The organism is Streptomyces asoensis, assembly GCF_013085465.1.
Lineage (GTDB): Bacteria > Actinomycetota > Actinomycetes > Streptomycetales > Streptomycetaceae > Streptomyces > Streptomyces cacaoi_A.
The window spans coordinates 9,350,305-9,373,004 of the sequence record NZ_CP049838.1; the positions used below are offsets into that span (position 1 = coordinate 9,350,305).

At 72.1% G+C, this 22,700-nt stretch carries 21 protein-coding genes; 16 read left to right on the plus strand and 5 right to left on the minus strand.

All coding sequences use genetic code 11. The features are described from left to right. Positions 1-16: 16 nt before the first annotated feature. From G9272_RS41425 to G9272_RS41440, 4 genes are read left to right on the plus strand one after another with little or no spacing between them, the layout of a single operon-like run. The gene (locus tag G9272_RS41425; RefSeq protein WP_171401343.1) at positions 17-580 is read left to right on the plus strand and encodes an MSMEG_1061 family FMN-dependent PPOX-type flavoprotein; all 564 of its coding nucleotides are present in this window, start codon (positions 17-19) and stop codon (positions 578-580) included. A 57-nt stretch (positions 581-637) separates the two neighbouring features. Continuing rightward, the gene (locus G9272_RS41430) at positions 638-1,507 is read left to right on the plus strand and encodes an ABC transporter ATP-binding protein (RefSeq protein ID WP_171401344.1); all 870 of its coding nucleotides are present in this window, start codon (positions 638-640) and stop codon (positions 1,505-1,507) included. Continuing rightward, positions 1,504-2,484, plus strand: a complete 981-nt coding sequence (locus tag G9272_RS41435; RefSeq protein ID WP_171401345.1) for an iron-siderophore ABC transporter substrate-binding protein — start codon at positions 1,504-1,506, stop codon at positions 2,482-2,484. Before G9272_RS41430 ends, G9272_RS41435 begins: the two co-directional genes overlap by 4 nt. 8 nt (positions 2,485-2,492) lie before the next feature. After that, positions 2,493-4,565 carry an iron ABC transporter permease gene (locus G9272_RS41440; protein ID WP_171401346.1) on the plus strand — a complete coding sequence of 691 codons (2,073 nt, stop codon included), beginning with the start codon at positions 2,493-2,495 and terminating at the stop codon, positions 4,563-4,565. Here G9272_RS41440 and G9272_RS41445 read toward each other — a convergent pair. Then, positions 4,562-5,197, minus strand: coding sequence for a TetR/AcrR family transcriptional regulator (locus tag G9272_RS41445; protein ID WP_171401347.1), 636 nt, complete (start codon positions 5,195-5,197; stop codon positions 4,562-4,564). The two genes, G9272_RS41440 and G9272_RS41445, sit on opposite strands and share 4 nt — an antisense overlap. A 583-nt stretch (positions 5,198-5,780) precedes the next feature. Between G9272_RS41445 and G9272_RS41450 the strand changes: the two genes are divergently transcribed. Continuing rightward, positions 5,781-5,969, plus strand: coding sequence for a hypothetical protein (locus G9272_RS41450; RefSeq protein WP_253268098.1), 189 nt, complete (start codon positions 5,781-5,783; stop codon positions 5,967-5,969). Between the two features lie 106 nt (positions 5,970-6,075). On the opposite strand, the gene G9272_RS41455 is transcribed toward G9272_RS41450, so the two are convergent. The 4 genes from G9272_RS41455 to G9272_RS41470 are packed head-to-tail and all read right to left on the minus strand — an operon-like array spanning position 6,076 to position 11,939. Beyond that, complete coding sequence (locus G9272_RS41455) at positions 6,076-8,076, minus strand: acetoacetate--CoA ligase (protein ID WP_171401348.1); 2,001 nt, start codon at positions 8,074-8,076, stop codon at positions 6,076-6,078. Next, on the minus strand, positions 8,073-9,719 hold the full coding sequence (locus G9272_RS41460; protein ID WP_171401349.1) for a bifunctional 3-(3-hydroxy-phenyl)propionate/3-hydroxycinnamic acid hydroxylase MhpA: 1,647 nt from the start codon (positions 9,717-9,719) through the stop codon (positions 8,073-8,075). The genes G9272_RS41455 and G9272_RS41460 overlap by 4 nt, the downstream gene beginning before the upstream one ends. Positions 9,720-9,752: 33 nt before the next feature. After that, positions 9,753-10,691: a fumarylacetoacetate hydrolase family protein gene (locus tag G9272_RS41465; RefSeq protein ID WP_171401350.1), complete on the minus strand. Its 939-nt coding sequence runs from the start codon at positions 10,689-10,691 to the stop codon at positions 9,753-9,755. A gap of 57 nt (positions 10,692-10,748) precedes the next feature. Then, positions 10,749-11,939: a VOC family protein gene (locus G9272_RS41470; protein ID WP_171401351.1), complete on the minus strand. Its 1,191-nt coding sequence runs from the start codon at positions 11,937-11,939 to the stop codon at positions 10,749-10,751. 158 nt (positions 11,940-12,097) lie between these two features. Between G9272_RS41470 and G9272_RS41475 the strand changes: the two genes are divergently transcribed. From G9272_RS41475 to scoD, 11 genes are all read left to right on the plus strand, one after another. Further along, positions 12,098-12,733 (plus strand): TetR/AcrR family transcriptional regulator, encoded by a 636-nt coding sequence (locus tag G9272_RS41475; protein WP_171401352.1) that lies wholly within the window; start codon positions 12,098-12,100, stop codon positions 12,731-12,733. A gap of 206 nt (positions 12,734-12,939) precedes the next feature. Next, positions 12,940-13,116, plus strand: coding sequence for a hypothetical protein (locus G9272_RS41480; RefSeq protein WP_020126694.1), 177 nt, complete (start codon positions 12,940-12,942; stop codon positions 13,114-13,116). A 100-nt stretch (positions 13,117-13,216) separates the two neighbouring features. Then, positions 13,217-14,857, plus strand: a complete 1,641-nt coding sequence (gene pgm / locus G9272_RS41485) for a phosphoglucomutase (alpha-D-glucose-1,6-bisphosphate-dependent) (RefSeq protein ID WP_171401353.1) — start codon at positions 13,217-13,219, stop codon at positions 14,855-14,857. Positions 14,858-14,995: 138 nt separating this feature from the next. Beyond that, positions 14,996-15,268 (plus strand): hypothetical protein, encoded by a 273-nt coding sequence (locus G9272_RS41490; protein WP_171401354.1) that lies wholly within the window; start codon positions 14,996-14,998, stop codon positions 15,266-15,268. Continuing rightward, the gene (locus G9272_RS41495; protein WP_171401355.1) at positions 15,268-17,541 is read left to right on the plus strand and encodes a heavy metal translocating P-type ATPase; all 2,274 of its coding nucleotides are present in this window, start codon (positions 15,268-15,270) and stop codon (positions 17,539-17,541) included. Before G9272_RS41490 ends, G9272_RS41495 begins: the two co-directional genes overlap by 1 nt. After that, complete coding sequence (locus G9272_RS41500) at positions 17,538-18,062, plus strand: copper chaperone PCu(A)C (protein WP_171401356.1); 525 nt, start codon at positions 17,538-17,540, stop codon at positions 18,060-18,062. The genes G9272_RS41495 and G9272_RS41500 overlap by 4 nt, the downstream gene beginning before the upstream one ends. Positions 18,063-18,385: 323 nt before the next feature. After that, positions 18,386-19,900: an MFS transporter gene (locus G9272_RS41505; RefSeq protein WP_253268282.1), complete on the plus strand. Its 1,515-nt coding sequence runs from the start codon at positions 18,386-18,388 to the stop codon at positions 19,898-19,900. Positions 19,901-20,010: 110 nt separating this feature from the next. Next, complete coding sequence (locus tag G9272_RS41510; protein ID WP_171401357.1) at positions 20,011-21,054, plus strand: beta-ketoacyl-ACP synthase III; 1,044 nt, start codon at positions 20,011-20,013, stop codon at positions 21,052-21,054. Beyond that, positions 21,051-21,290, plus strand: a complete 240-nt coding sequence (locus G9272_RS41515; protein WP_171401358.1) for an acyl carrier protein — start codon at positions 21,051-21,053, stop codon at positions 21,288-21,290. The genes G9272_RS41510 and G9272_RS41515 overlap by 4 nt, the downstream gene beginning before the upstream one ends. Positions 21,291-21,312: 22 nt before the next feature. After that, positions 21,313-22,203 (plus strand): (3R)-3-[(carboxymethyl)amino]fatty acid oxygenase/decarboxylase, encoded by an 891-nt coding sequence (gene scoE / locus G9272_RS41520; RefSeq protein ID WP_171401359.1) that lies wholly within the window; start codon positions 21,313-21,315, stop codon positions 22,201-22,203. Then, positions 22,200-22,697: a (2E)-enoyl-ACP glycyltransferase gene (gene scoD, locus G9272_RS41525; RefSeq protein ID WP_171401360.1), complete on the plus strand. Its 498-nt coding sequence runs from the start codon at positions 22,200-22,202 to the stop codon at positions 22,695-22,697. Before scoE ends, scoD begins: the two co-directional genes overlap by 4 nt. The last annotated feature ends 3 nt before the right edge of the window (positions 22,698-22,700 follow it).

Here is a 22,700-nt window from a genome sequence, read left to right on the forward strand (position 1 = left end):
ACATGGGGAGTCGGCCTTGCCGCACACGATCGATACCGCCGGGGCCGGACCGGACGCCGTGACCCAGAGGGGCTGGGTGGGGCTGGAGTCACGGGCAGAACTGCGCGTACTGCTGGGCGAGCCCTGGCCCGTGGTGATCGACAAGGTCCATGACCGGCTCACCGACCAGGACCTGGACATCGTCGCCCGCTCGCCGTTCTGCCTGCTGGCCACCTCCGACGCGCGCGGCAACTGTGACGTCTCCCCGCGCGGTGACGGTCCGGGTTTCACCCATGTCGTCGACTCCGGCACGATCGCCCTGCCCGACCGGCCGGGGAACCGGCGGGGGGACAGCCTCCACAACATCCTCGACAACCCGCACGCCGGGCTGCTGTACCTGATCCCCGGCGGCAAGGAGGTCCTGCGCGTCAACGGCCGGGCCCGCATCCTCACCGACGCCCCGTTCTTCGATGCCATGACGCTCGACGACCGACGGCCCACGCTCGCCCTGGTCCTGGAGATCGACGAGGTCTATCTGCACTGCCCGCAGTCGCTGCGCCGCTCGGGTGTGTGGAATCCGGCGTCGTGGCAGACCGGCTGAGCCGGGAGTCGGGCACCTCTGATCGACTTGAACTTAGGTTAGGCTAACCTTTGTCGTGTGAGATCTGGTGAAGAAGCAGCCGGCACCCCGCGTCTACGCGGTCATGAACTGTCGGCCACGGGTGTGACCGTGTCGTACGACGGCGTCGATGTCGTGCACGACGCCTCGGTCGCGCTCCGGCCCGGTGAGGTGACCGTGCTGGTCGGCCCCAACGGCAGCGGCAAGTCGACGCTCCTGCGGACCATCGCCCGTTTGCAGTCGGCCCGCCACGCCACGCTCAGGATCGATGCCGACACCGACGGCCTCACCCTGACCACCCGTGAGTTCGCGCGGCACGTCGCCCTGCTGACCCAAGGTCGCCCCACGCCCAGCGGACTGACCGTGCGGGACGTCGTCGAGTTCGGCCGCTACCCGTACCGGGGCCGCTTCGGCCGGCCCGATCCGGACGCGTCGGCCGCGGTCGACCGGGCACTCGCGCTGACCGGTGTCACGGACCTCGCCGAGCGGGGCGCCGACCACCTGTCCGGCGGGCAGCTCCAGCGGGTGTGGCTGGCCGGCTGCCTCGCCCAGGAGACCGGCGTGCTGCTGCTGGACGAGCCGACGACCTATCTCGACCTGCGCTACCAGATCGAACTCCTCGACCTCATCCGCGACCTGGCGGACGACCACGGGATCGCCGTCGGCGTCGTCCTGCACGACCTCGACCAGGCGGCGGCCGTCGCGGACCGGATCACGCTGCTCGAAGCGGGCCGGATCGTCGCCGACGGCCTGCCCGAGGACGTCCTCACACCGGAACGCCTGACGGCTGTCTACGGCATCCGGATCGACGTCGAGACCGACCCCCTGACCGGCCGACTGCGCACCCGCCCGATCGGCCGCCACCACACTCGACACTCTCGAACCGAAAGGCTCGGCACCACCTCATGAGACGCCTCCTGCTCACCGCGGCCACCACCACCGCCGCGGCGCTCACCCTCGCCGCGTGCGGCACCACCGAGCCTGCCGCCGACAGCTCCGAGAAGCCCTCCCAGGCCATCAGCCTCACCGACGCCACCGGCACGAAGATCAAGCTCGACGGCCCGGCCACCAAGGTCGTCGCCACCGAGTGGAACGTCGTCGAGAGCCTCGTCACGCTCGGCGTGGACCCCGTCGGCGTCGCCGACGTCAAGGGCTACAAGACCTGGGACACCGCCGTCCCGCTGAAGAACGAGCCGAAGGACATCGGCACGCGCGGCGAGCCGAGCATGGACACCATCGCCTCGCTCTCGCCCGACCTCATCGTGGCCACCACCGATCTGACCCCCGCCGCGGTGAAGCAACTGCGCAAGGTCGCCCCGGTGCTGGAGGTGACGTCCGCCGACTCCGCCGACCAGATCGGGCAGATGCTGGAGAACCTCGACCTCATCGCCAAGGCCACCGGCACCACCGCCAAGGCGGAGACGGCCCGAACGGCCTTCGAGGCCAAGGTCGCCGAGGGCAAGAAGGCCCTCGCCGCCGCCGGTCTCGCCGGTGCGCAGTACGCCTTCGCCGACGGCTACGTCACCTCCAACCAGGTCTCCCTGCGCCCGTACACCAGCGGTTCGCTCATCGGGGCCGTCAACGAGGCGGTCGGCCTGAAGAACGCCTGGACGGTCAAGGGCGACGCGGCCTACGGCCTCGGGACCACCGACGTCGAGGGCCTCACCGCCCTGCCGAAGGACACCCGGTTCGCCTACATAGCCAACGACGACGACGCGAGCAGCACGCCCTTCACCGGTGCGCTGGCGAAGAACGCCGTGTGGACGTCCCTTCCGTTCGTGAAGGCCGGCGAGGTGCACCGACTGCCCGACGGCATCTGGATGTTCGGCGGTCCCGAGTCGATGGAGGCGTACATCGACGCCGTCGTCGACGCGCTGACGAAGTAGCGCCGGCCATGGCCGTCACCGCAACGCCCCCCGCGCTCCGTCCGCCGGCGGCCGCGTCCCGGACGGGCGCGGCCGCGGTGACGGCCGCGCTCGTCCTCCTGGTCACGGCCCTCGCCGTCATCGACATCACTCAGGGCACCGCCGCCGTCGGACCGGCCGAGGTGTTCAAGGCCCTGACCGGGCAGGCCGATCCGGCCGACGCCTCCGTCGTGATCGCCTCCCGGCTGCCGCGGATGACCGCCGGCATCATGGTCGGCGTCATCCTCGGCGTGGCCGGCGCCGTGCTCCAGGCGGTCAGCCGCAATGTGCTCGCCTCTCCCGACACCCTCGCGGTGAACGCCGGTTCGTACCTGGGGCTCGGGCTGGTCGGCGTCACCGGCGTCTCGCTGCCGATGATCGCCTCCTCCGGGGTCGCCTTCGTCGGCGGACTGCTCGCCGCGACCGTCGTGCTCGCCCTGTCCGGCCTCGGCACGGGCACCGTACGACTGGTCCTCGCCGGCACCGCGCTGGCGCTGGGGCTGACCTCCGTGACGGAAGGCCTGCTCCTGCTGTTCCCCCAGGAGACCGAGGGCCTCTACCAGTGGAACCAGGGCAGCATCAGCCAGAACGGCTTCGACGGCGTCCTCCAGATGCTGCCCGTCGTCCTGGTCGGGCTCGTCGGCCTGCTGCTGACCGCCCGTCGGGTCGACGCGCTGGCCCTGGGTGACGACGCGGCGCGCGGGCTGGGTGTCCCGGTCCGCGCCACCCGCCTGACGGTGGTCGTCCTGGCGACACTGCTGTCCGCGGCGGCCGTCACCCTCTCCGGGCCCATCGGCTTCGTCGGTCTGTGCGCCCCGGCCCTGGTGCGACCGCTCGCCCGCCGGTACCGGGGCTTCGTCCGGGCCCGGACGACCCTGCCCGTGGCCGGCCTCGTCGGCGCGGGCCTGGTCCTCGGGGCGGACGTGCTGCTGCGGGCCCTCGTGCCCCCGGACACGGCGGTCGCCGTGCCCACCGGCGTCGTCACCAGCCTGGTCGGTGCCGTGTTCCTGGTGGTGATGGCCCTGCGGCTGCGGGACACGGCCGGGGCGGACGCGCCGGACCGGTTGCGCATCCCCAGCCGGGCGGCGTTCCTGACCACGGTGGCCGTACTCGTCGTCGTGGTCGTCGGCGTGACGATCGCCGGAGTCCTGCTCGGCGACAGCAAGCTGCTGCTCGGCGATGTCGCGAACTGGGCCCAGGGGCGGGCCGGCCGGGCGGTGTCCTTCGTCCTCGACACCCGGACGCCACGCGTCCTCGCGGCGCTGTGCGCGGGCGCGGCGCTCGCCCTGGCCGGCACGCTGGTGCAGGCCGTGACCCGCAACCCGCTCGCGGAGCCGGGCGTCCTGGGTGTGTCCGGCGGAGCCGCGCTGGGTGCCGTGCTCCTGGTCACCACCGTGCCCGTCGCCGGGACCTGGGGCGTCGCGGGTGCCGCGTTCGCGGGCGCCGCGGTGACCTCCGTCGTCGTCTTCGGGCTCGCCGCCCGGGGCGGCTACCAGCAGAACCGGCTGGTACTCGTCGGCATCGGCACCGCCGCCGGTACCACGGCACTGATCAGCCTGCTCATCGTGCTCACCGACCCGTTCAACGCGACGAAGGCGCTGACCTGGCTGTCCGGTTCGACGTACGGTCGGACCATGGCGGACGTCCTGCCCGTCGCGCTCGTGCTGACGGTCAGCGTGGTCGTCGCGGTCGCCCGGCGCACCGAGCTGGACCTCGTCTCGCTGGATGCGGACACGCCCCGGCTGCTCGGCCTGCGACTGTCCCGGGCCAGGCTCGGGTTCCTGGTGGTGAGCGTCCTGCTCAGCGCGACGGCCGTCGCCTCGGCAGGCACCATCGGTTTCGTGGGCCTGGTGGCGCCGCACGCGGCGCGTGCTCTCGTGGGCCGACGGCACGTCCGGGTGGTGCCGGTCGCCGTCCTCCTCGGCGCCGCGCTCGTCTGCACGGCCGACCTGCTGGGCCGTACGGTCATCGCCCCCGCCCAGCTGGGCGCCGGCCTGATGACGGCGGTGATCGGCACGCCGTACTTCCTGTATCTGCTGGTGCGCGGCCGGCGGGTGAGTTAGGCGCTGAGACGCTCGGGGCGGGCGAGGCGGCGGACCTGTGCGGCGGCGAGGTCGCCGTCCGCCCCCACCGCGATCAGGGCGGCCGTGGCGGCGCGTGTGCCGTCGTCGCTCCAGGTCCCGGCGTTCACGCATTCCAGGAGCGCCAGCAGCAGCCCTTCGAGGGCTCGGCCGAGCGGGTCGGGCGGGACGCTGGTGTGGAAGACGCCCTGCCGCTGCCCGCGCTCGATGATCGCCGTCGCCGTCTCGCGGGCCGGGCCGAGGATCTCGTTCACGCGCTCCTCCTCCAGGTCCTGGGGGGCCAGTCGCAGCAGCGTGCGATAGCGGTCGCCGACGGGCCACAGGGCCAGGACGAAGCGTGCCATCGCGGTGACGGCGTCGGGGCCGGGGACCGGCACGGTCGTCAGCGCGCGACCGAGGGCCTCCGTCGCGTCCGAGGCGAGCCCCTCGACCAGGGCCGACCGGCCGCGGAAGTGGTCGTAGACGGTGCGGCGCACCACACCGGCGGCCTCGGCGATGTCACCGAGGCTGCTGTCGGGGTCGCGGCCGAGTTCCCGCCTCGCCGCTTCGAGGATGCGCGCCCGGGTGAGCCGTGTCCGGCGGCGTCCACCGCCTGCGACGTCTGGGTCGGTCATGTCGGACCTCCGGTCGACGGGGGAGGGCCCTCAATATTTGCACACCGACGGGTAATAAACTAGCGGGCGCGCCGCCCGGAAGCCGGCGTCGATCCGGTGCCGTGGCTGTCTGTCTCGACCGCCGGACGCGAACGCGGCCGCGCCGGGGCGTAGTTCCGGATGCCGGGCCGATGAAGGCCGGCGGCAGGTGGCCTCGCAGCGGCGTGCGACTACGGGAGATCATGGGCGCGCCCCGAGGGATCCGCGCACGCACCGCGTATCGGGGCACCGTCCGGTGCGGAGATCAGGACCGAGGGGAGCCACGGTGGGGACAGCGCCCGTCCGGCCGGTCCGCACCGCGACCTTGTCTCCCGCCCGGACGAAGCGTCGGCACGTCGATCTGTGCCGGACCCACACCGCGCTCTGCCGCTGACCGGACCTTCCGGCTTTCTCCTGGCGGGCCTGCGCGTGTCCGCCCTGCCTGCCCACGGGCGGCCGCGCAGGCGCGGGTTCTCACCGGCCGCCGGAACACCGTGTCAGGGCCACCGCCCACAGCCGGGTGTCCGCCCTTCCCGCAGAGCCATGTCCGGGTGCGCCCGCGCCCGTGGAACCCCGTCCCCCCCGAGATGACACCGACGTCGCCGACCCACGGCAGCACGGCTTCGTCGTCAACGGTCTGCTCCACGAACTGCGCAAGCGGAAGATCGTCGCCGCCGACTACACCGGTACGACGCTGCGGGAGAACCTGGGGCTCGAGCTGCCGGCCGGAAAGGCGCCGGCCCGCCGAAGCTGACCGGCGCGTGGCGCGGCGCCCAGGAGCCTGCGTGGCCTCGGCCCTTGGGACCTCGCCCGTGAGCCGCCCGGCGGCCATCGCCCCGACCGCCCCGACCGCTCGGACATCACACCTGGTCAGCGCTTCTGCGGCCGCGGCGGTCGGCGCCGAGCCGGACGAAGTGGTCGATGAGTTCGGGGGCGTCCACCGCGGCGGGGTTGACGACCTGCTCGGCGGGTGCGCCCTGGAGGAGGCGTTTCACCGGGACTTCGAGCTTCTTGCCGGTGCGGGTGTGCGGGATGGCCGGGACTTCGAGGATCTCGTCGGGGACGTGGCGGGGTGAGGCGCCGGTGCGGATGGCGTCGCGGATGCGGTCGCGGAGACCGTCGTCCAGTTCCGCACCGGCCGCGAGGACGACGAACAGCGGCATCCAGTAGCCGCCGTCGGGTTCCTCGGCGCCGATGACGAGGGCTTCGGTGATCTCGGGCAGCCGTTCGACGACGTCGTGGATGTCGGCGCTGCCCAGCCGGACGCCGTTGCGGTTGAGGGTGGAGTCGGAGCGGCCGTGGACGATCACCGAGCCGTGGGAGGTGAGCGTGATCCAGTCGCCGTGTCGCCACACACCGGGGTACGAGGCGAAGTAGGCGTCGCGGTAGCGGCTGCCGTCGGGGTCGTTCCAGAAGGACAGCGGCATCGACGGGAGGGGCCGGGTGACGACCAGTTCGCCGACCTGGTCCACCACCGGGATGCCCTCGGGGTCGTACGCGACGAGTGCCACGCCCAGGTACGGCGCGGACAGTTCACCGGCCCAGACCGGCATGTTGGGCGCGCTGCCGGCGAATCCGGAGACGATGTCGGTGCCGCCGCTGACGGAGGCGAGCAGGACATGACCGCCGACGTGGTCACGGACCCACGGGTAGGCGGAAGCCGGCAGGGCGGAACCGGTGCAGCCGACGACGCGGATCGACGACAGGTCGTGCACGGACGGGTCGATGCCGAACTTGGCCATGCCCAGCAGGTACTGGGGACTGGTGCCGAAGACGGTGACGCGATGGCGGGCCGCCAGCTCCCACAGGACGTCGGGGCGGGTGAACGGGGCGGGGCTGCCGTCGTACGTGCACGTGGTGGCGCCGGTCAGCAGGGTGGAGGCGACGAGGTTCCACATCATCCAGTGGGTGGTGGTGTACCACAGGAGCCGGTCGCCGGGGCCGAGGTCGGAGTGCAGACCGAGGGTCTTGAGGTGTTCGAGCAGGACACCGCCGTGGCCGTGGACGATGCCCTTGGGCAGGCCGGTGGTGCCGGAGGAGAAGACGACCCACAGGGGATGGTCGAACGGTACGGCGGTGCAGGCGAGTTGTTCCGTGCGGGCGGTGGCGTCCTCCCACGGGACGACCAGCGACGGGTAGGTGTGCGAGGGCCAGGGCAGGCCGACATGGCCGACCAGCAGGGTGGCCTTCAACGTCGGGAGCGCGGTGGCGAGTTCGAGGCCGGCGTCGCGGCGGTCGTGGGTGACGCCGTTGAAGAGGTAGCCGTCCGCCGTGATCAGGACGGTGGGTTCGAGCTGGGCGAAACGGTCGGCCGCCGCCCTGGGCGCGTAGTCCTGTCCGCACACCGACCACACCGCGCCCAGGCTCGCGGCGGCGAGGAACGCGATGATCGCGTGCGGGGTGTTGGGCAGATAGCCGACGACCCGGTCGCCCTTGCCGACCCCCAGGTCGCGCAGGGTCGCGGCGACGGAGGCGACCTGGGCGCGCAGCCGCTCGCCGCTCACCTCGTACCCGGCGCCGGTCTCGTCGAGCGCGACGATCGCCGTGTCGTCGTCCCCGAGGTTGCGCAGCGCGTGGTGGGCGTAGTTGAGGGTGGCGCCGGGGAACCAGTCGGCGCCGGGCATCCGTTCGTCCTCGAGCACCCGCTCGTACGGGGTGTCCGCGTCGACGTCGAAGTACTCCCACACCGCGCTCCAGAAGCCCTCCAGGTCGGTGACCGACCAGAGGTGCAGGGAGGCGTAGTCCGAGTCCACGGCGACCCCCCGGTGCCGGGCGGCCCAGTGGGCGAAGTCCACGATGCGGCTGTCGGCGGCGGCCTGCGGATCGGGTGTGAAGAAGGGGTCCGGGTACGGCGTGTTCATCGCGTGGTGCTCCTCGACAGGCTTTCCTCGACCGACCGTCGGGAAGGCAGGGGGCTTCGGGTGGTGTGCAGCAGGGACGCCCAGTCGGACGTACCGGTGAGGTCGCCGGCGCCGGACGGTACGACGTCCATGACGACGCGGTCGGGACGCAGCAGCACGGCGTCCGCCCTTCCCTCGCGCAGCCAGGCGGCGAGACGGCCGTCGTCGCCGAGGCCGGCCACCGGGACGGTCCGGGCGCCGAGGCCGTCCGCGACCGCCCGCAGCGAGGGCGTCGGCGGTACGGCGGTCAGCAGGGCGAAGGAGTCGCCGAGCAGCTCGTCGAGACGGACGCGCCGGCCGTCGACGGTCACCCACGGCTGCGGGCAGAAGCCGCCCACGAGACCGCGGCCGCCCCAGCGGGCACGACGGTGCACGAGGGGCCCCGCGGCGAGCACCGGAACGAGGTCACGGGCGGCCGCCGCGGACAGGCCGGGGATCCGCACCACCGCGTTCAGGAGGCCGCGGCGGACGGCGGCGGCGCCGTCCTGGCCGCCGGTCATGGCCCAGCCCATCGCGACCGCGAGCCGGATCACATGGCGGGCGTGCGGCTTGCGTTCACTCTCGTATGTCTCCAACAGCCGTTCGTCCGCGCCCTGTCGGAGGACACGGGCCAGCTTCCAGGTCAGGTTGTGGGCGTCGCGCAGGCCCGCGCAGAGCCCCTGTCCGATGAACGGCGGGGTGAGGTGCGCGGCGTCGCCGAGGAGGAAGACCCGGCCCCGGCGCCAGCGGTCGGCGATGCGCGCCCGGAAGGTGTACCGCGCCTGCCGCAGCACCGTGAAGTCGGCCCCCGGCGTCAGGTCCGCCCACGGAGCGATGAGTTCCCGCAGCCGCTCCTGATCGAGTTCGGAGTCGTCCCGCAGTCGGAACTCCCAGCGGTAGCGGTCCTCGCCGATGCGCATGAACGTCGCCGGCCGCCGTGGGTCACAGATCTGGTCGACGCCTTCCCAGCAGCGGACCGGGAGGCTGGTGCGCACGTCGACGACCGTCCAGCGTTCCTCGAAGCGCAGGTCCTCCCAGGCGGCGCCGATTGCGTCGCGGGTGAGGCTGCCCGCGCCGTCGCAGCCGAGGACGGCGTCCGCCCGCAGCAGGTGTTCGCCCGTGTCGTCGCGGTAGGCCACCCGGACCGGACCCTCGCCGTCCGGCCCGTCGCCGTCCTGGTAGACGCCGACGACCTCCACTCCGCCGCGCAGTTCGCACTCCGGCGTGCGGGCGAGGGCGTCGCGCAGCAGACGTTCCAGTTCGGGCTGGTCGAACATGCTGGTCTGCGGGAAGCCGTGGGCGCCCTGCGCGGTGCGCGGGAACTCGGCCATCACCCGGTGCCGGGCGTCCAGCAGCCGCAGCCCGCGCGCGGGGCGGGAGATCGCGGCGAACTCCTCCTGGACGCCCGCGGCCTGGAGGATGCGGCGCACCTCGTCGTCGGCGGCGACGGCGCGGGGCAGGGGGTAGACGTCGTGGTGGCGTTCGAGGACGACGGTCCTGACGCCACGCCGGGCCAGCAGGAGGGCGGCGGTCACGCCCACGGGCCCGGCTCCGACGATCACCACGGGTACGTGTCCCGGCCGGGGCGCGGTGTCCCGTCGTCCGGCGGCCTGGTCTACGGTCATGTGCGGCTCACTTCGGGTCTCAGGTCGCGTCGGTCATTTCGCGTCGGTGACGGCGGTGCGCTGCTCGCCGAGGTCGATCCGCCCGTCCGGCGTGGCGATCGTCGCGGTGATCAGGTCGCCCTGGCCGAGGTAGTGCGGATTGCGGGCCTGGCTCTTGAAGAACGCCTTCCACTTCACCGCCGGCGGCAGCAGCGCGCCGATCTTCTCGATCGCCTTGTGCGGTGCCTTGAGGGCGGTACCGCCGGGCGTGCCGGTCAACAGCAGGTCACCGGGGTCCAGTGCCTGGAAACGCGCCAGCAGGGTCAGTGCCTGTGCGGGGCGGACGATCATGTCGGCCAGGGTGCGGTCCTGGCGCAGGTCGCCGTTGACGGACAGTTTCAGCCGCAGGTCGAGAAGGTGCGCGAAGTCCTCCGGCTCCAGGAGGGAGAGGTACGGGCCGGTCGGGGTGAAGGTCGGGTACGACTTGCTCTCGTAGAACTGTGTCTTCGTCAGCTGTACGTCACGGGCGCTGATGTCGTTCGTGATCACGAGTCCGGCGATGTGGGCGGGCAGGTCCTCTTCCTCGACGACCGTGCCGACCGGCAGCGGCGCCCCCATGACCAGGCCGAGTTCGATCTCGTAGTCCAGGAACCGCACATGGGACGGGCGGACGATGTCGTCGTGCGGGCCGCTCACCGAGCCGGACGCCTTACGGAAGAAGGCGGGCGGGATGTCGCCGGTGAACCCCGAATCGCGGGCGTGACTGCGGTAGTTGACCATCTGGGCGACCACCCGGCAGGGGGTGGTGACCGGTGAGAGCGTGACCAGGTCGGCCACGGGCGTGCCCGTCCCGCCCGAGACGGCGGCCTCCCGGACGGCGGCCCGGTCGGCCAGCAGTTCGGCGGTGGTGACCGCTTCGGTGTCGATACGGACGGCGCGCGTGTCGCGCACCACCCACCAGCCGTCGGCGGTGCGCAGGACGTCGGTGCTCATGTTCGTTGCCTTTGTGAGAGAGCGAGGGGAGGAAGGGGCGGAAAGGGGTGGAGGGGGTCAGGTGTTCGCGGCCTTGAGCAGGCCCAGGAGACGCGCGGGGTCCATCTCGTTGTCGCCGCGCAGGGCCTGGAACACCTCGCGGACCCTGGCGGGGGAGGGGCTCGCGCCGAGGAAGTCCCGGGTGGCCGGCGGCCCCCACTGGGCGAGGCCGCTCGTGGACATGGGCGCCCAGCCGGGCTCCAGGTCGCAGGAGAAGAGGTCGCCGTCGGCGAAGTGCTCCAGCATGAAGCGGTCGGGGTCGCGCCAGTAGTCGAAGAGCTGGCTGCCCTGGATGTGCCGGCCGATGCCCCAACTGCGCTTGTAGCCACGCTCGTTCAGGTACTCGCCGCCCGCGGCGATGGAGTCGAGGTCGGTGACCTGGTAGGCGGAGTGGACATAGCCGTTGCCCGGCCCGAGGTGCATCGCGAGGGTGTGGTGGTCGACGGCCAGACTGCCCTGGTCGCAGCGGATGAACGCCATCGTCGGTCCGCGGTCGCGCTGCCCGTCCAGGAACAGGAAGTCGGACACGATCATCCCGAGGGTGTCCAGGTACCAGTCCAGAGCCCGGGCGAACACCCTCGTCTCCAGCACCAGATGGCCCAGACGCTGGATACGGGACGGTTCACGCGGCGGGCGCTGCGTGAGGTTCCTGCGACGGTGGTCCGTGCCGGAATTGAGGAGCAGCGGTTGCTGTTCGGGCAGCGCCGGCAGCGGCTCACCGCAGTGCACGACCCGGACCGGGAAGCCCGAGGGGTCGAGCAGGTCGACGGCCTTGCCGCCCCCGGGGGCGTCCGCGTCTCGTGCGCCTCGTGCGCCTGGTACATCTCGTGTGTCCCGTACGTCCGAGCCGGTGGCGCGGGCCAGCCGGTCCAGGTCGGCCCGCTCGGCCGCGCGGAACACCGGGCCGATGAAGCTGCTGGTGCGTCCCTTGCGGATCACCATGCACGGCGTGCCCGCGAAGGTGCCGCGCAGCCACAGCTCACGCTCGGTGCGGGCGGCGATGCCGAATCCGAAGTCACGGGCGAAGGCCTCGGCGCGGTCCAGGTCGGGCTTCTCGAACTCCAGCCAGGCCAGGTCGGCGACCTTGATGACGGGGTTCCGGGAGCGCCCGGGGTGTTCGCCGCGCAGGGCGCCCTGTTCGCTGTGGAGGTCCTGGTGGGCCGTCCTGAGGTCCGTGACGTCGACCGCGTTGACGTGAGTTCCGGACATGGTGTCCTCCAAGCAACATTGCTGTAATGAGGAAATCATCAGCTTTGACACTTCGATCGTCAAGAGCTGATCGGTGTCGGGTGATGAATTCATCAGGTATGGGTTGACCGATTCATCAGAACTGTGACCTGGCCCACCCGGTGGGTAGACTCCCGCCCATGTCGACGTCAGCCCCGCCCCTCAACCGCTTCGAACGGCGCCGCGCCGAGACCCGCCAGGCGCTCGTCCGCGCGGCCCGGCAGATCCTCGCCGAGACCGGAGACACCAGCGCGAGCATCCAGGCCATCGCGGAGCGCGCCGATGTCGGCTTCGGCTCGTTCTACAACCACTTCGAATCGAAGACCGAACTGTTCGACGCGGCGGTCAAGGACGCCCTCGAAGAGCTCGGCAAGGCCTTCGACGAGCATCTCCAGGGCATCGACGACCCGGCGGAGCTCGTCGCGGCGGGCTTCCGGCTCAGCGCGCGCCTGGCCGACTCCCGGCCCGAGCTGATGCAGGTACTGCGCCACCGCGGACTCGGCCACATCCACTCCGACACCGGCCTGGCTCCGCGTGCCGTGCGTGACCTGGAGGTCGGCATCGCCTCCGGCCGGTTCACCGTCGGCGACCCGACCGTCGCCCTGACCGCTCTGGGTGGCTCCCTGCTGGCACTGCTGGACCTGCGCTTCGCCCGCCCGGACCTCGACGGGGACGAGGCGGCCTCGAACCTGGCCGAGATGCTGCTGCGCATGCTGGGCCTCCCGCCGCAGGACGCCCAGGACGTCGCCCGCCGCCCGCTGCCCGACCTCGGCTGACGACGGGACGCGCACCGCTTCGCCTCGGCGGTCGAGGCGGGAGTGCCGGGACGGCGGGCGACCGCGATCGTCGACGACGTGGCGCCGAATTCGTGGTGTGTTCACGGCCCGGTCGGGGGCATCCGGTGAGCAACGACCTGGAAAGAGCAACGACACCGCACGAGCGACGCCACCGAACGAGTCGACACCCCGAAGGGACGGACCCCTTGCTCGCCATCATCTCGGCAGTGCTGTTCTTCATCGCCTTTCTGATCAACGCGGCGGAGATCTCCACCAACGACACCTTCACCTCCACCAACCTCATGCTTCTCGGCCTGACCGTGCTCGCCCTCCACGTCGCGGGCATCGGCAGCGGCTGGTCGGTGCGCGGCCGCCGGCGCTGAGCCCTGCGGGCGGAAACCGACCCGTACTCGCGGACAGCCGCCCCCACAAGGGAAGATGGAAGGCGCAAGCCTTGATCGACCGATGTGGAGGAGCGGGCACATGCAGCACGAGCGAGCGGGCACGAAGGCCGCCCCCGAGGATCTCGTCGACGTCGCCCGGCTGGTCACGGCGTACTACGCGCTGCACCCCGACCCGGCCGACCCGGGGCAGCGCGTGGCGTTCGGCACCTCGGGGCACCGGGGGTCGTCGCTGAACACGGCGTTCAACGAGGACCACATCGCCGCGACCAGCCAGGCCATCTGCGAGTACCGGACCGCCCAGGGCACCGACGGCCCCCTCTTCCTCGGCGCCGACAGTCACGCCCTGTCCGAGCCCGCCCGGGTCACCGCCCTGGAGGTGTTCGCGGCCAACGGGGTGACGGTCCTCGTCGACAGCGCCGACGGCTACACGCCGACGCCCGCCGTCTCCCACGCGATCCTCACCCACAACCGCGGCCGCACCGCCGCCCTCGCCGACGGCGTGGTCGTCACCCCGTCGCACAACCCGCCCGCCGACGGCGGCTTCAAGTACAACCCGCCGAGCGGCGGCCCCGCCGGGTCCGACGCCACCTCCTGGATCCAGGACCGGGCCAACGAGATCATCACGTCCGGCCTGAAGGACGTCCGGCGCGTCCCCTACGCCCGGGCCCTCGCCGCGCCCACGACCGGCCGCTACGACTTCCTCGGCACCTATGTCGCCGACCTGCCGAGCGTCCTCGACCTGGACGCGATCCGCGCCGCCGGTGTCCGCATCGGCGCCGATCCGCTGGGCGGGGCGTCCGTCGCGTACTGGGGCCGGATCGCCGAACAGCACCGGCTCGACCTGACCGTCGTCAACCCGCTCACCGACCCGACCTGGCGTTTCATGACGCTCGACTGGGACGGCAAGATCCGCATGGACTGCTCGTCGCCGTACGCGATGGCCTCGCTGATCGAGCAGCGCGACCGCTTCCAGATCGCGACCGGCAACGACGCCGACGCCGACCGGCACGGCATCGTCACGCCGGACGCCGGCCTGATGAACCCCAACCACTACCTGGCCGCCGCCATCGCCTACCTCTACGCGCACCGTGAGCAGTGGCCGGCCGACGCGGGCATCGGCAAGACGCTCGTGTCGTCCTCGATGATCGACCGGGTCGCCGCCGACCTCGGTCGCCGCCTCGTCGAGGTGCCCGTCGGCTTCAAGTGGTTCGTGGACGGGCTGGTCGACGGCTCGCTCGGCTTCGGCGGCGAGGAGTCGGCCGGCGCCTCCTTCCTGCGCCGCGACGGCTCCGTCTGGACCACGGACAAGGACGGCCTCATCCTGGCGCTGCTGGCCTCCGAGATCACGGCGGTCACCGGGAAGACCCCGTCCGAGCACTACGCCGGCCTGACGGACCGCTTCGGCTCGCCCGCCTACGCGCGCATCGACGCCCCGGCCACCCGCGAGGAGAAGGCGCTGCTCGGCAAGCTCTCGCCCGCGCAGGTCACCGCCGACACCCTGGCCGGGGAGCCGGTCACCGGCGTGCTCACCGAGGCTCCGGGCAACGGCGCGTCCATCGGCGGCATCAAGGTGACCACCGCCAACGCCTGGTTCGCGGCCCGTCCCTCGGGCACCGAGGACGTCTACAAGATCTACGCCGAGTCCTTCCTCGGCCCCGACCACCTCAGCCGGGTCCAGGAGGAGGCCAAGGACGTGGTCGACGCCGCACTGGGCGGCTGAGCCGCCCGGGCCGGACGGTCATCCATGTGACGCGCGCCACACCCCTGCTCCGGAACCCGGTCGGCGGCCGCTCCGACTACTGAAGCGGTACGACGCGATCCCGGCGACGTCGTACGACGTGACCTGGAGACGCGGCTGATGGACGTATCCCGGAATTCCTCCTTGTCCGGTGTGGGCGCGGCCTTACGGAGGGCGGGGCCCCCACCCGCCCTCTGCGGCTTCCTCCTGCTCATGGCGCTGCTCTTCGCGGTCTCCTACGCCGTCGGCGCCGCTTCCGGCCCCGTGGCACCCGGCATGCACGGCACCGGAACCGGGACGAGCGGCGGCGGTGGCGGCGGCGGGGGAGTGGAAGACGTCGACGACATGGGTGACATGGGCGGCATGGCCGACATGCAGGGGGGCGGCCACTGATGAGTACGGAACCGGTGACCGCCCTGGTCACCACCGATCTGACCGTCGGCGGCATGACCTGCGCGGCCTGCGTGACCCGGGTCGAGAAGAAGCTCGGCAAGCTGGACGGCGTCACGGCGACCGTCAATCTGGCCACCGGGCGGGCTCGGGTGAGCCACCCGGCGGACATCGGCCCGGACGAACTCGTCGCGACCGTCGAGAAGGCCGGTTACACGGCCGCCCTGCCCGAGCCGCCCAGGAGCAAGGAGCCCACGGACGGCGGCGACGCGTCCGAGGGGACCCGGCAGGAGCGGCACCGGCTGGTCGTCACCGCCCTGCTCGCGCTCCCCGTGCTCGTCCTGTCGATGGTGCCCGTCCTCCAGTTCCGCAACTGGCAGTGGCTGTGCTTCGTGCTCGCCGCGCCGGTCGCCGTGTGGGGGGCCTGGCCCTTCCACCAGCGTGCCGTGCGAGGACTGCGGCACTCCGCCGCGACCATGGACACGCTGGTGTCGCTGGGCGTGGTCGCCTCCTTCCTCTGGTCGGCGTACGCGCTGTTCCTCGGCGGCGCCGGCGACCCCGGCATGCGGATGCCGTTCACGCTCGTGCCGACCGCCTCGGACGGCGTCGCGCACATCTATCTCGAAGCGGCCGTCGGTGTACCGCTGTTCGTGCTGGCCGGACGGTTCCTGGAGGCGCGGGCCCGGCACGGAACCGGGGCGGCGCTGCGCTCGCTGGCCCGGCTCGCCGCGAAGGAGGTGTCCGTCCGTGACGCCGACGGAGCCGAACGGCTCATCCTCATCGAGGAGTTGAGGGTCGGTCAGGTCTTCGTCGTGCGGCCGGGCGAGCGGGCGGCCACCGACGGCGAGGTGGTGGAGGGCAGTTCGGCCGTCGACCTGTCCCTTGTCACCGGCGAGAGCGAGCCCGTCGAGGTGGGACCGGGGTCCGCGGTGGTCGGCGGGGCCGTCAACGCCGGCGGGCTGCTGCTCGTACGGGCCGAGGCGGTCGGGTCCGACACTCAACTCGCCCGGATCACCCGGCTGGTCACCGAGGCACAGGCCGGGAAGGCGCGGGCGCAACGGCTGGCCGACTCGGTGGCCGGAGTCTTCGTGCCCGTCGTGCTGGCGCTGGCCGTCACCGCCCTCGGGTTCTGGCTGGGCGCAGGGGCCGATCCCCAGGCGGCGATCACCGCGTCCGTGGCCGTCCTGGTCGTGGCCTGCCCGTGCGCGCTGGGCCTCGCGACCCCGACCGCGCTGATGGCCGCGACCGGCCGGGGCGCCCAGCTGGGAATCCTGGTCACCGGGCCGCAGGCGTTGGAGGGGCTTCAGCACCTCGACGTCGTCGTCCTGGACAAGACCGGCACGCTGACCTCCGGACACATGAGCGTCGCCCGGGTGACCGCGGTGCCGGACGGGCTCGGCCGCGAAGCGGCACTGCGGCTGGCGGGAGCCGTCGAGCAGGGTTCGGAGCATCCGCTCGGCCGGGCCCTCTGCGCGTACGCCCGACGCGAGTCGGACGAGCGGTGGCTGCCGGAGGTGAGCGACTTCGGTGCGCTGCCGGGGCGGGGAGTGCGCGGCCGGGTCGAGGGGCGACTCGTCGAAGTCCTCGAGCCGGACGAGGAGTTGCCCGACGCTCTCCGGGACGCCCTGGCGGCGGCCGAATCCGCCGCTCGTACGCCCGTACTGGTCCGGGTGGACGGCAGGGCCGAAGCCCTGATCGAGGTCGGGGACGTCGTACGCCCCGGAAGTCATCGCGCGGTGGACCGGCTGCGGCGGCTCGGTGTACGCCCCGTACTCGCCACCGGCGACCGGGAGGCACCCGCCCGTGCCGTCGCCCTGGCACTCGGCATCGAGGAGGTGCACGCCCGCCGCAGCCCCGAGGGCAAGGCCGCCCTCGTACGCGAGTTGAAGGAACAGGGCTACCGGGTCGCGGTCGTCGGGGACGGGGTGAACGACGCCGCCGCGCTGGCAGGCGCCGATCTCGGGATCGCCATGGGCAGCGGCACGGACGTGGCCATCGGGGCCGCCGACGTCACCCTCGTCCGGGGCGACATCGAGGCCCTCGCGGACGCGGTCCGGCTCGCCCGGCGCACGCTGGGCACGATCCGCGTCAACCTGGTGTGGGCCTTCGGCTACAACGTCGTCACCGTCCCGCCGGCCATGGTCGGCCTGCTCAACCCGATGGTCGCCGCGGCCGCCATGTCGGCGAGCTCGGTGCTGGTCGTCGCCAACAGCCTGCGGCTGCGCGCCTGGCAGCCCTCGGCTCGGTCCGTGGCCGCACGGAAGGGCACCCGATGACCGAACGAGCAACTCGGCGGCCCTCGCGCCGTCGGCTCACCGACACGCTGCTCGCCGCGCTCGCGCCCGTCGCCGTGTGCGGTCTCGCCCTCGGCGGGCTGAGCACGTGGACCGCCTACGGCAACGCCGGCAGCCCGGCCCGGATCAAGGTCACCGACGGCAAGGTCTTCCTGCCCTCCGGCGGCGTCCCGGAGACGGCCGCGTTCTTCCGGGTCACCAACAGCGGGGGCTCGGCGGACCGGCTGCTGAAGGTGACCACCGTCGAGGCCGGCGCAGGCTCGCCCCGCCTCAGCCGGCACCTCATGACCGGCACCGGCTCGGCCTCCGCGCAGACGGTGGCCTCCGTCGCCGTACCGGCCGGCGAGGGCCTCGACATGTCTCCGAACGGCCTCGACGTGATACTGCCGGCGAAGTCGGGCTGGCAGTCCGGTGACCTCGTCGCGTTCACCCTGCACTTCGAGCACGGCGGGGCGGTGAAGACGCTCGCGGTGGTGGTCCGGCCGGGCCAGGACACCACCTGACCGGCCGGGGAAATCGATCCGGAAACGCGGGAACTCGGGGCCGCCCGTGGCCGACTACTACTTCGAGACGACCATTCCGAAAGGAGGGAAGGAATTCGCCAGGTGAAATCCCTGGTATTCCGTGTCCGACAGTTTCCGACTGTCGGCCCCTCATGCTGCCCGGAAATACCGGGAGCGGCGGCGGCGGCGCGGAAATATGAGGTGCGGGAAAACGGTCATTCCCATTCCGGATTCCGACTGCTACGGTGACGGAAATTGATCGACCGGCCGGAATTTCGGTTCGTGGAATTCCGAATACTGTGATTCTGAGGGGGTGATGGATGATGTCCCTGTTCGTTCTGGCGTTGGGGCAGCTCGTCATCTCGCTCGACTACAACATCGTGTACGTCGCCCTGCCGGACATCGGCGCGGCCCTGGGCTTCTCCGACCACGATCTCCAGTGGGTGGTCAGCGCCTATGTCGTGGCCACCGGAGGCTTCCTGCTCCTGGGCGGCCGGGCCGCCGACCTGCTGGGCCGGCGCCGGATGTTCGTCCTCGCGGCGCTGCTGTACGCGGGATCCTCCCTGGTGGGCGGCCTGTCGGACACCTCAGGAGTCCTGGTGGCCGTCCGGGCGGTCCAGGGCATCGGCGGCTCCCTGCTGTTCCCGGCGACGCTGTCCCTGATCAACACCCTGTACACGGAAGGGCCCGAGCGGAACCGGGCACTCGCGGTGTGGGGCGCCGCCGGAGCCGCCGGTCTCTGCTTCGGGTCCCTGCTCGGCGGGGTGCTGGTGGAGGCGTTCGGCTGGCCGTCGGTGTTCTTCGTCAACGTGCCCCTCGCGGCCGCCCTCGCGGTGGCCGGCCGGCTGCTCTTCCCGCCTGACGGGCCGTGGAACCGCTCGCGGCGCTTCGACGTGGCGGGCGCGCTGACCGCGACCGGTGGGGTCACGCTCCTGGTGTTCCTGCTGGTGCGCGCCCCGGCGGAGGGCTGGGACTCGCCCGCCGCCCTGACCGGCGCGGCGCTCTCGGCCGGCCTGCTGACGCTGTTCGCCGTCGTCGAGCGGCGATCGCGTGAACCGCTCGTCCCGGCCCGGCTGTTCGCCCATCGCGGTCTGTCGATCGCCATGGGGGTGACCGCCCTGTTCAGCGCCACGTTCAGCTCGGTGCCGTACTTCCTCACCCTGTACTTCCAGACCGTCCACGGCTACACCGCCGTCGCGACCGGCCTCGCGTTCCTCGTGCCCGCCCTGGTGATCGTCGTGGGCACACAGGCCGGTGGACGGGCCGTGGCCGCCTTCGGCGTGCACCGTGTGCTGGTCGGCGGCATGGCGCTGGGGGCGGTCGGTGCGGCGGCACTCGGGCTGGGGCTCACCTCGGACGGCACGTATCCACGCCTGCTGCCCGGGATCGTGCTGCTGGGGCTCGGGCAGGGTGCCGCGTGGACGGGGATGTGGATCGCCGCGTCCGCCGGGGTGGCCGCCGACGACCAGGGCGTCGCCTCCGGACTGGCGTCGACCACGCTCCAGGTGGGCGGCGCGGTGGGCCTCGCCGTCCTGGTCGCGATCGCCGGCGGCGTCGGGCAGAACGCCCCGGGCCCCGGGCTCCTGGACGGCATCCGGACCGCCGTCTTCGCGACGGCGGGCGCCATCGCCCTCGGCGCGGTCGCGCTGCTCGCCCTCCACGGGAGCGTCGTGACCGCCGGTCCCGCCGAAGTCCTCGCGGACGGCGGCGATCCCGGCGATCCCGGCGATCCCGGCGATCCCGGCAGGGCCGGCCGGTCCGGCGGCAACGCCGACGACACCGGGGCCCCGAGAACCACCCCCCATCCCCAGGCGCCCGCTTCCGATCCCTCGTCCTGACTCACCCCCCGACCCACGCACCTGACCCGCCGCCCCTCTGCCTCACCCCTGATCCGCCCCCCTTTCCCCGGGCCGTCCGGCCCGTCCTCCGTCATGCCAGGAGCAGACCCATGTCCCCGATCGCCGGCGGTTCCTCCGCGCCCTCGGCCGCCGTGCTCTGCGGGCTGGCCGGATGGGTGCCGTCCCGGGTGGTGACCAACGAGCACCTCGCGCGACGGCTCGACACCGACGACACCTGGATCCGCACCCGGACCGGGATCCACCGACGGCACGTCGTCGAGCCCGGGCAGGCGACCTCCGACCTGGCCGTCGAGGCCGGCCGTCGGGCCCTCGCCTCCTCCGGTACCGACACGGTGGACGCCGTCGTCGTCGCCACGGCCACCCCGGACCACACCTGCCCGGCCACCGCCCCCGCGGTAGCCGCACGGCTCGGCCTCCCGGGGGCGGCGGCCTTCGACGTCGGCGCGGTGTGCACCGGATTCGTCTACGGACTGGCCTGCGCCGCCGGGCTGATCGCGGCCGGCGTGGCCGAACGGGTCCTGCTCATCGGGGCGGACACCTACTCCACGATCGTGGACCCGCTGGACCGGGCCAACGCGATCATCTTCGGCGACGGTGCCGGAGCCGTCGTCCTGCGCGCCGGACATCCCGACGAGCCCGGCGCGGTCGGCCACTTCGACCTCGGCAGCGACGGCGCCCACGAGGACCTGATCATGGTCGCCGCCGGTGGCTCCCGGCAACGCTCCCGGCCCGCCGAACCCACCCACGAGGACCGGCACTTCGCGATGCGGGGCAAGGAGGTCTACCGCCACGCGGTGACCCGCATGGCCGAGTCCGCGCGGGCCACGCTGTCCCGGGCCGGCCGGCGGATCGACGACGTCGACCACTTCGTACCGCACCAGGCCAATCTGCGGATCCTGCACTCGGTGGCCGACGACCTCGGTCTGCCCCGGGAACGGTGTGCGACCCACGTCGAGTCCGTCGGCAACACCGGCGCCGCGTCCATCCCGCTCGCCCTCGCCGACGCGGCCGCCCGTGGCACGGTCCGGCCCGGCGACCGGCTCCTGCTCACCGCCTTCGGCGGCGGACTCACCTGGGGTTCCTGCCTCCTGACCTGGCCCGTGCTCCATCGACAAGAACGGACGACGCCATGAGCACCACCTACGAGCAGCTCGTCGACATCCTGACGAGACTCCACGACGCCCCCGCCGACCGCGTCCGCCCCGAGGCGACCCTCGGCGAACTGGACGTCGACTCGCTGACCACGGTCGAGATCAGCATCCGCATCGAACGCGACCTCGGCGTGACGGTCGGCGAGGACGAACTCGGACCGGACCTCACCCTCGGCCACATCGCCGGACTCGTGGACGCCCGCCAGACGGCCGTCTGAACCCATGGAAGGAAGCACCGCAATGCAGATCGAGGAACAGCCCGGCGACGCCATCGGCGCCACGGTCGAGGGCTTCGACCACACCACCGCCTCGGACGCCGACATCGCGGCACTCAAGAACACCGTCTACACGAGGAAGATCGCCGTCCTCAAGGGCCAGGACCTCTCCCCGCGGGAGTTCCTCGCGCTCGGCAGGCGGCTGGGCCGACCCGAGACCTACTACGAGCCGATGTACAAGCACCCGGAGGTCCCGGAGATATTCGTCTCCTCCAACGTGCCGGAGAACGGCAGGCAGATCGGCGTACCGAAGACCGGCAAGTTCTGGCACGCCGACTACCAGTTCATGCCGGACCCCTTCGGCCTCACCCTGATCCACCCCCAGGTCGTGCCGGAGAAGAACCGCGGGACGTACTTCATCGACATGGGACGGGCCTACGAGAAGCTGCCCGAGGAGCTGAAGAAGGAGATCGCCGGAACGTACTGCACCCACTCGGTGCGCAAGTACTTCAAGATCCGGCCGCACGACGTCTACCGCCCCCTCTCCGAGATCATCGACGAGGTCGAGCGCAAGACCCCGGCCGTCGTCCAGCCGACCACCTTCACCCACCCCATGACCGGCGAGACGGTCCTCTACCTCAGTGAGGGCTTCACCGTCGGCATCGAGGACCGGGACGGCAACCCGCTCGACGAGGAGCTGCTCAAGCGGCTGTTCGAGGCGACCGGGCAGCTCGACGAGACCTTCGCGCACGACGGCATCCACCTCCAGGGCTTCGAGCGGGGCGACCTCCTGATCTGGGACAACCGCAGCCTCGTCCACCGCGCCCGGCACACGAGCACGCCGGAGCCCACCGTCTCCTACCGCGTCACCGTGCACGACGAACGCCGGCTGCACGACGGGATCAAGGCGGCATGACGGACGAAGCCCTGCTGGCGCACGTGCTGACGCCGTACAAGGACCGGTGCAGGTACCTGCGCTCGGCCGTCGTGACGGAAATCGACGGGCGCGCCTCGGCCCGCTGCGCATTCGAGATCCCCGAGTCGTGCTACATCGACGACACCGGCCATCTGAATTCCGTCGAGGTGAACATCTGCTACAACCAGATGATGTATTACCTCGTCGCCAAGTCCGTGCAGGAAGGACTGGGGACGGGATTCGAGTCCTGGACGCTGGACGACTTCTTCGAGCGCCAGCTCCCGGACATTCTCATCGCCCGGTTCGCCGCCAATTTCCGGCGCCCGATCGATTCCCGCGCGTTCTCGGGGGAGATGGAATTCCGTTCCGTCACCCGGCGCGTCCCGGCATCCGGTCGCCCGTTCCTCCACGCCGAGACCGCCTACCGCTACCGGGATGCCGGCTCGGGCCGGTGCGACGGCGTGGCGACCCTGGCGTTCGTCAACCTCCCCTGACCC